We start from the raw sequence: 6,761 nt of genomic DNA on the forward strand, positions 1-6,761 counted from the left end.
CTATCTAGGGGGGCCGACCGTTGTTTTGGTCCACAGGGTGTGGGGGTTCGAATCCCTTTCCTCCCCCCCAAAAGAAATCTCTTGGCAAGGCTTTGCTCCTGCCTTTCCGCTTTTGCTCGGTGCCCGTTCCCGGGTGGGGACGGGTCAGGCCTGCGGGTCCGAGCTGGTTCCGGACCCGCCGGCGGCACCGCCCGGCGTCGACTCCGTCGTTGCCAACTCGGTCGACTCCGGCTCGTACGGCAGGGCGCTGCCTTCGACGAGCTCGTCCCAGCTGAGGTTCCACACCGTCCAACCGTTGCCGTTGGCGAGCTGGACCTCGGTGCCCTTGACCGTGACCGGGTCACCGACCCTGGTCTGGTTGAACAGCCACTTGGCGTTGTCCACCGACATGTTGACGCAGCCGTGTGAGACGTTGCGTACCCCCTGGTCGGCCACCGACCACGGGGCGGCGTGGATGAACTCGCCGCCCCAGGTCAGCCGTTGGGCGTACTCGATGTCCGTCCGGTAGCCCTCCTCCGGGCCCAGCTCCTCGTACGTGTCGAAGACGGTCTCCTTCAGCTTCTCCATCACGATCATGGTGCCGCTGGAGGAGGGCGTCTTCGGCTTGCCGAGACTGACCGGGATCTCCTTGATCGTCTCGCCGTCCTTGGTGACCACCATCGTCTTGCTGGTGTTGTCGACCGTCATCACCAGCGCCGCACCGACCTCGGCGTCCACGGTCAGGTCGTTGCGGCCGTACCAGCCGTCGCCCATCGGCAGGCCACCGGTCTGCGCCTTGTAGAACAGCTGGGTGCCGGCCTGCCAGAACTCGCGTGGCCGGAACTGGACCTCGGTAGGGCTCACCCAGTACCAGATGCCCTCCTGGGCGGGCTCGGTCTCGACGCTCAACCGCCGCTGCACGTCGTCGCGGTAGTCCTGCGGGATGTCCCGGCTGAACCGCAGAATCAGTGGCATCGCGACGCCGACCACGTTGCCGTCGCCCAGGAAGCTGGACACTCGTACCTGATTGCCCGGCTGGGCCATGGTCCGGAAGTTGTGGCTGGTCACGGTGGTCTCGCCGTCGTCGCCGGTCACCGTCACCGTCGCGGTGTACGCGGCGTCGTACTCCAGCTGCCCGTCGGGGAGGAAGACAGAGCCGTCGGCGTCGACCTCGCCCGGCACCGGGTTGCCGTCGACGTCGGTCAACTCAACCGTTGTCCGCGTCGCGTCGGTGGTGGTGAAGGTGATCGCCGTCGACGCGGGCACGTCGGTGGCGTCGGCGGCCGGCTCGGTGATCGTGGCCTGCGCATTCGGGCTCGGGTCGGACTCCGTGCCGCCCTGCCAGGTGGGAGCGTCGCCGGCGCCGGTGCAGGCACCGGTGAGGGCGAGCGCGGCGGCGAGCGCGACGGCCGTGACAACCCGCGGTACGGGCGGTCGCGCCCGCCCAATCCGCGGCTCTACCTGAAAGCGGCTGACTCGCATGATCCCCTCACGAAGTTCGGTCCCCGGATCCCATCGTCCAACAAAGACGCGGTGGGGCAACTCCCGGGTTCGTGCCCCAAACGTACGCAACGGCGACACGGCTGACCGGTATTCCCCGGATCGTCCGGTACATTCGGTCAGCCGTGTCACATTCGTCCGTTGTTGGCAGTCATTCAGATGTCATACTGTGCCCCCCGTGTGGACGGGAAACGCATCGACCGTCACCCGGACGTCGCTGTCGGTACTGGAGCCGGCGTCGTCGGTGCCGGTGAACCAGCCCTTGCCGGTTGTAGATCGGCCGGCACCGGCAACGCACTACCTTTGACGAACTCGTCCCAGGTGAGGTTCCAGGCCGTCCAGCCGTTGCCGTCCGCCAGCTCCCGCTCAGTGCCCTTGACCGTGATCGGGTCACCGACCTTGGTCTGGTTGAACAGCCACTTGGCGTTGTCCATCGACAGGTTGACACACCCGTGTGACACGTTGCGTACTCCCTGATCGCCGACCGACCACGGGGCGGCGTGGATGAACTCGCCACCCCAGGTGATCCGCTGGGCGAACGAGATGTCCGTCCGGTAGCCCTCCTCCGGGCCCAACTCGGCGAAGGTGTCGAAGACGGTCTGCTCCTGCTTGTCCATCACCACCATGGTGCCGCTCGACGACGGCGTACTCGGCTTGCCGAGACTGACCGGCATCTGCTTGACCAGCTTGTCATTCTTGAACATCGACAGCTGCTTGGTGGCGTTGTCGACCTCGACGGTCACCTTCTCGCCGATCTTCGCGGTGGCGCCCCGGTCCATGTCCCCGTACCGGCCGTCACCGGTCGGGTGGCCGTCCAGCGCGATTCGGGTGGTCAACGTCGTGCCGGCCTGCCAGAAGTCCGGAGCCCGGTAGAACGCCTGGGTACCGTTGGACACCCAGTGCCAGGTGCCCGGCTGTGGCGGGTCGGTCTCGACGAACATCCGCTTCTGTACGCTGGCCCGCTCCTGCTCCGGAATGCCGGGGAAGAACTCGACCACCACCGGCATCGCCACCCCGTACGTCCGCCCGTCGAACAGGTAGAGGCCGGTGCCGGTCTGCGACCCGGACCTGCCCATCGTGGTGAACGAAGTAGTCTTGGTCTCCTCCTCCCCGGTGCTGCTGGTCGCGACGACGGTCGCCGTGTACTTCTTCTGATTCTTGAGTGGTTTGTCCGGCACCCAGGCGGTGCCGTCCTCCCGCATACTGCCGCTGACCTCGCCGCCACCGTCCTCGACGAGGGTCACCGAGGTGACCTCCCCGCCGCTGACCGTGGTGCCGATCTCCGTACTGATCGGCAGGTTCTTCGCGTCCGCCTTCGGCGCGATGGCGAACTCGAACGGCTCCGGCGGGGGTGTCGGACTCGCCGTGGCCACCTGGCCGTTGACGAATCGTGGCGTCTTGTCCGATCCACACCCTGCCAGTGCCGCCGGTGCGATGACTGCCAGTGTCACCGCGACCGACCAACCCCTCCTGACCTTGTGCATGCCAGTCCCCGTTCCTTGTTCCGTCCCTGCCGACATCGTGCATCACCCGCCATGCCCTTCGTGCCTGATCCGGAAGGGTGCCAGATCCGCGCACATGGGCAGGTCCGCCGGACAGACGGCTCGTTGCCGGCAACTGGTTGGAAGCTGGACGGCCGGACATGCTAGGGTTGCCCGCGTTGTCAGCGAGCGCCGCTAGCTCAACTGGCAGAGCAGCGGACTCTTAATCCGCGGGTTGTAGGTTCGAGTCCTACGCGGCGTACCAGACACCAAGGCCCCGACCAGGCGGTTTCCGCCTGGTCGGGGCCTTTTGCCGTACGCCGTACGGCCGGTTGGGTGCTCGCCGGGCGCTCGGGAGCCGCTGGACCGTTGCGGACACGGTGTGATGCCAGCGGTCAGGCTCGAAGATCAAATGGCTGTGTTGTCGCCAGTGCATCCGTCGGGTGGATGGGGGTTGGTCGTGCGTCGGATCGTGCGGAGGTCGGTGCGGGCGATTCTGCTGGACGAGGACGACCGCCTCGTGCTGATCAAGCGGATCAAGCCAGGCCAGGCGCCGTACTGGACGACGCCGGGCGGTGGCGTGGAGCCGACGGATGTCTCCCTGGAGGCTGCGCTTCGTCGGGAGTTGCAGGAAGAACTCGGTGTCGAGGCCGATCGGTTCGCTCAGGTGTTCCTGTTCACTGCTCCCGCTGGTGAGGGCGTTTCCGTCCAGCACTTCTTCGCTTGCCGGCTACTTCGGCTCAACGAGGACGCCCGCACGGGGCAGGAGTTCGCTGAGCCGTCGCGTGGTGGCTACCAGTTGGACCGGATTAGGCTCGACGAGCTGCCTGCGGTGGATCTAAAGCCGGAAGGGCTGACCGAGTTCATCTCCTCCAATAAGGAGGCCCTGCGCTCGATGTAGGGCAGGCTGGTTGCTTGATCCCAGGTGGCGACATCGTGAGGGCCCATCGTGGGTGTTCCGGGTGTTGCTGCATGTGCCGAAACTGGGGTGGATGCCGTCGACTTGGCCGCCTTGACTTGATGTGACGGCGCGGATGCGCTGTGCTGGCGAGTGGCCGTCGTTTGATCGGGGGTGCTCGTGGCCGTGCAGGTGGACCCTGAGTGGTGGAACTCGGGATTCTGGAACGGCCGCCCGATCAGCGAGTCTCTGCGGCGGCGCGATGTCACTGCTGTCTTCCGCTTCCTCCACGCGCGGGGCGTGTCATACGGCAGGATCGCAGCTCTGGTCGGTGTCTCGTCCAACCGCGCTGCGGAGATAGCCAAGGGCGTCCGGCAGGTCACGGCCTACGAGGTGTTGGAACGGATAGCCGACGGTCTGAACATTCCGCGTCCGGCGATGGGGCTCGGCCGCGACGAGGACGCGGTTGTGCCTGTTGACCTTGGCCGTGTCGCTGTGGAGGGTGGAGCGGACCGGTCGCTGGCCGGTGTGGGTACCAGCGCGGAGATCAGCGATCTGGTGAGACTTCGTCTGGGATTGGACGAGGCTCTGGCGGCGTCGAGCGTCGCTCCTCCACAACTAGAGTTGATCGAAGAGTCCGCCAGCGAGCACATGAGGGTCTACCCCTCGGCTTCGCCCCAGGTCATGCTGTCGTTTCTGGCTGCCGACTGCCGCGAGGTTCAGATGCTGTCGCTGCGGCGGCAGCCGGCGGCGGTCCAGTCCCGGCTGTCCGGGGTGGCGGCGTTGCTGGCGACGATGTGCGCTGATGCGTTGATGCGGCTCGGAGATGTGGCTGAGGCTCGGCGGTGGTACGGCACGGCAATCAACGCGGCGGACGACAGCGGGGAGCCTCGTTTCAGGGTGCTCGTGCGGGCCCAAGCGGCGATGCTGCCGTACTACTTCGGCGATCCCACCCAAACTGTGGCGTTAGCTGACGCGGCTTTGGCGGTCACATCGATCGCATCGCCGCCGGGTGCCCTGGCAGCCGCAGGTCGGGCGCGTGCCCTGGCCCGGATCGGCGCCGCCGAGCAGGCACGGTCGGCCATCGACCAGGCGCGTCGGCTGTTCGATCAGGCTGGCGACGAGGACACCGACGTCGCCTTCAGGTTTCCGGAGAAGCGGCTGTTGTTCTACCTCTCCGGCGCGTACACCTGGCTCGGTGACACGGGTGAGGCGTATCGGGTCAGGAGGAGGCGCTGCGGCTCTACGGTGCCGCTCCGACCGTACCGATCGATGCGGCGCTCATCGCCCTGGACCGGTCGATGTGCCTTGCGCAGGACCGGCGGGCGACCGAGGCGGCGGTGACCGCGCGTGACGCCGTCGCGGACCTGCCCGAGGCGCAGCGGACGGAGATCATCTTGACCAGGGCGACCGACGTGGCAACGGCGATCCCTGACGAGAGCCATCGTGGTGAGGTCGCCGTCTTGACGGACTATGTGCGGGTGTGCCGCGAAAGCGCCCGTAGGCTTGGGACCACAGCCCCACTCGGTCCCTAGGAGCCCCATGTTCGTCGAGGCGCGCACCCGGCCGGTGCTCGCCGAGGTATGTCGTCTCCTCGGCTACCCCGACTCGAACGCGACCCTGCTGCGGCACCACACCAACGCCGTCTACGCAGTCGGTGACGTGGTTATCAAGATCGCTCCCGGCGACCATGACCTGGAACGGGTGCGTGTGATGGTGGCTGCGGTCGACTGGCTGGTGGACCACGGTTTCCCCACGGTGGGCCTTCACCCAGGACTGTCCCAGCCCTTGCGGGTGGGTGGGCACGCCGTCACGGTCTGGCAGCGTCTGGACGCGGCGCACGACAACCCCATCACCGTCTCCGAGCTCGGAACGCTTCTCCGAGTTCTGCACGCCCTGCCGGCTCCGCCGATGCCGCTGCCGGTACTGCGACCGATCCGCAGCATCGAATGGTCCGTCGCCCGTTCTGAGGTCCTGAACGGCAAGGAACAGGATCTGCTGATGGGCCGGCTCGAGACGCTGGCGGTCAGCTGGGAAGCCATGCGGTTTCCCCTAGGTACGAGCCTGATCCAGTCTGATCCGCAGATCCGTAACGCGCTGCGGCGCTTCGACGGCACGCCCGTACTGGCTGACTGGGACGGTGCCGCCCTCGGACCCAGGGAGTGGGACATCGCTACGGTCGCTGTCCGCTGCCGCCGATTCGACCCGCCCGGCCAGGGAGCCTTCGCCGATTTCACCGCCGCCTACGGCTGGGATGTCACCTCCTGGTCCCAGTTCGAGGAGCTGTGCCAGCTACGCGAGCTGCAAATGATCGCTACCAACGCCCGAAAGTCCCGCCCCGGAACCGAGGCCGCCGACGAAGTGCATCGCCGGATTGCCGGCCTCGTTGACGACGGGGCGGATCTGCGCCAGTGGCGGATCCTCTGAAGCAAGCCTTCCAGGTCTAGGGGACGTGTGCCGCCCGTCCCCTAGGCGTCAGCCCAGTTCAGACACGGTGAGGTGCACCGTGGCCCACCACCGTGCGTCTATTTCCGCCCTGACATTCCAGCGATCGTTAACGCAGAACACGTCGGCGGGCCGGTCCAGGTTCACCTTGACTCCATGGCACGCCGACGGGCCAGCGGCACTCACACGCCAGGGAGATGCAGATGGACGTGCCATTGGGCGGCAGGTCGGAAGGCGACCCGACGCACCGGCAAGTGCTCACGCCCGGCACCCCGTCGGCCGCACGGGTGACTCCCCGTTCGCGTACTGCCACCGAGGCTGCGAGGGCTGGTGACCGGCGGTCCGCACCCTGCCGCTGGCCGACCGTGGGGGGGGGGGGGGGGGGGGGGGGGGGGGGGGGGGGGGGGGGGGGGGGGGGGAGGGGGGGGGGGAGGGGGGGGGGGGGGGGGGGGGGGGGG

The 6,761-nt window shown here is 67.4% G+C and carries 5 protein-coding genes, 1 tRNA gene and 1 pseudogene; 5 read left to right on the forward strand and 2 right to left on the reverse strand.

What is annotated here, in order from left to right; all coding sequences use genetic code 11:
- Nucleotides 1-144: 144 nt before the first annotated feature.
- Entirely contained in the window at nt 145-1,461 is a 1,317-nt protein-coding gene (locus tag ACXAHD_RS30760; RefSeq protein WP_281553625.1) for a L,D-transpeptidase, read from the reverse strand.
- Nucleotides 1,462-1,682: 221 nt separating this feature from the next.
- On the reverse strand, nt 1,683-2,963 hold the full coding sequence (locus tag ACXAHD_RS30765; protein WP_281553626.1) for a L,D-transpeptidase: 1,281 nt from the start codon (nt 2,961-2,963) through the stop codon (nt 1,683-1,685).
- 186 nt (nt 2,964-3,149) lie between these two features.
- Here ACXAHD_RS30765 and ACXAHD_RS30770 point away from each other — a divergent pair.
- The 5 genes and pseudogenes from ACXAHD_RS30770 to ACXAHD_RS30790 all read left to right on the forward strand — a co-directional run.
- A tRNA-Lys gene (locus ACXAHD_RS30770) sits at nt 3,150-3,225 on the forward strand.
- A gap of 195 nt (nt 3,226-3,420) precedes the next feature.
- A complete protein-coding gene (locus ACXAHD_RS30775) occupies nt 3,421-3,861 on the forward strand; it encodes an NUDIX hydrolase (RefSeq protein WP_281553627.1) in 441 nt (146 codons plus the stop codon).
- Between the two features lie 171 nt (nt 3,862-4,032).
- Nucleotides 4,033-5,393: pseudogene (locus tag ACXAHD_RS30780) on the forward strand (hypothetical protein).
- Between the two features lie 7 nt (nt 5,394-5,400).
- The gene (locus ACXAHD_RS30785; RefSeq protein ID WP_475054960.1) at nt 5,401-6,285 is read left to right on the forward strand and encodes a phosphotransferase; all 885 of its coding nucleotides are present in this window, start codon (nt 5,401-5,403) and stop codon (nt 6,283-6,285) included.
- Nucleotides 6,286-6,506: 221 nt separating this feature from the next.
- On the forward strand, nt 6,507-6,761 hold a 255-nt coding region (locus tag ACXAHD_RS30790), incomplete at its 3' end, for a hypothetical protein (RefSeq protein ID WP_475054962.1).

This window comes from Micromonospora sp. ABR4_055, assembly GCF_056160425.1.

Excerpts from the sequence above, each read along its gene's own strand:
- ACXAHD_RS30760 (WP_281553625.1), bottom strand. The coding sequence starts at position 1,461 with ATGCGAGTCAGCCGCTTTCAGGTAGAGCCGCGGATTGGGCGGGCGCGA.
- ACXAHD_RS30765 (WP_281553626.1), bottom strand. The coding sequence starts at position 2,963 with ATGCACAAGGTCAGGAGGGGTTGGTCGGTCGCGGTGACACTGGCAGTC.
- ACXAHD_RS30785 (WP_475054960.1), top strand. The coding sequence starts at position 5,401 with ATGTTCGTCGAGGCGCGCACCCGGCCGGTGCTCGCCGAGGTATGTCGT.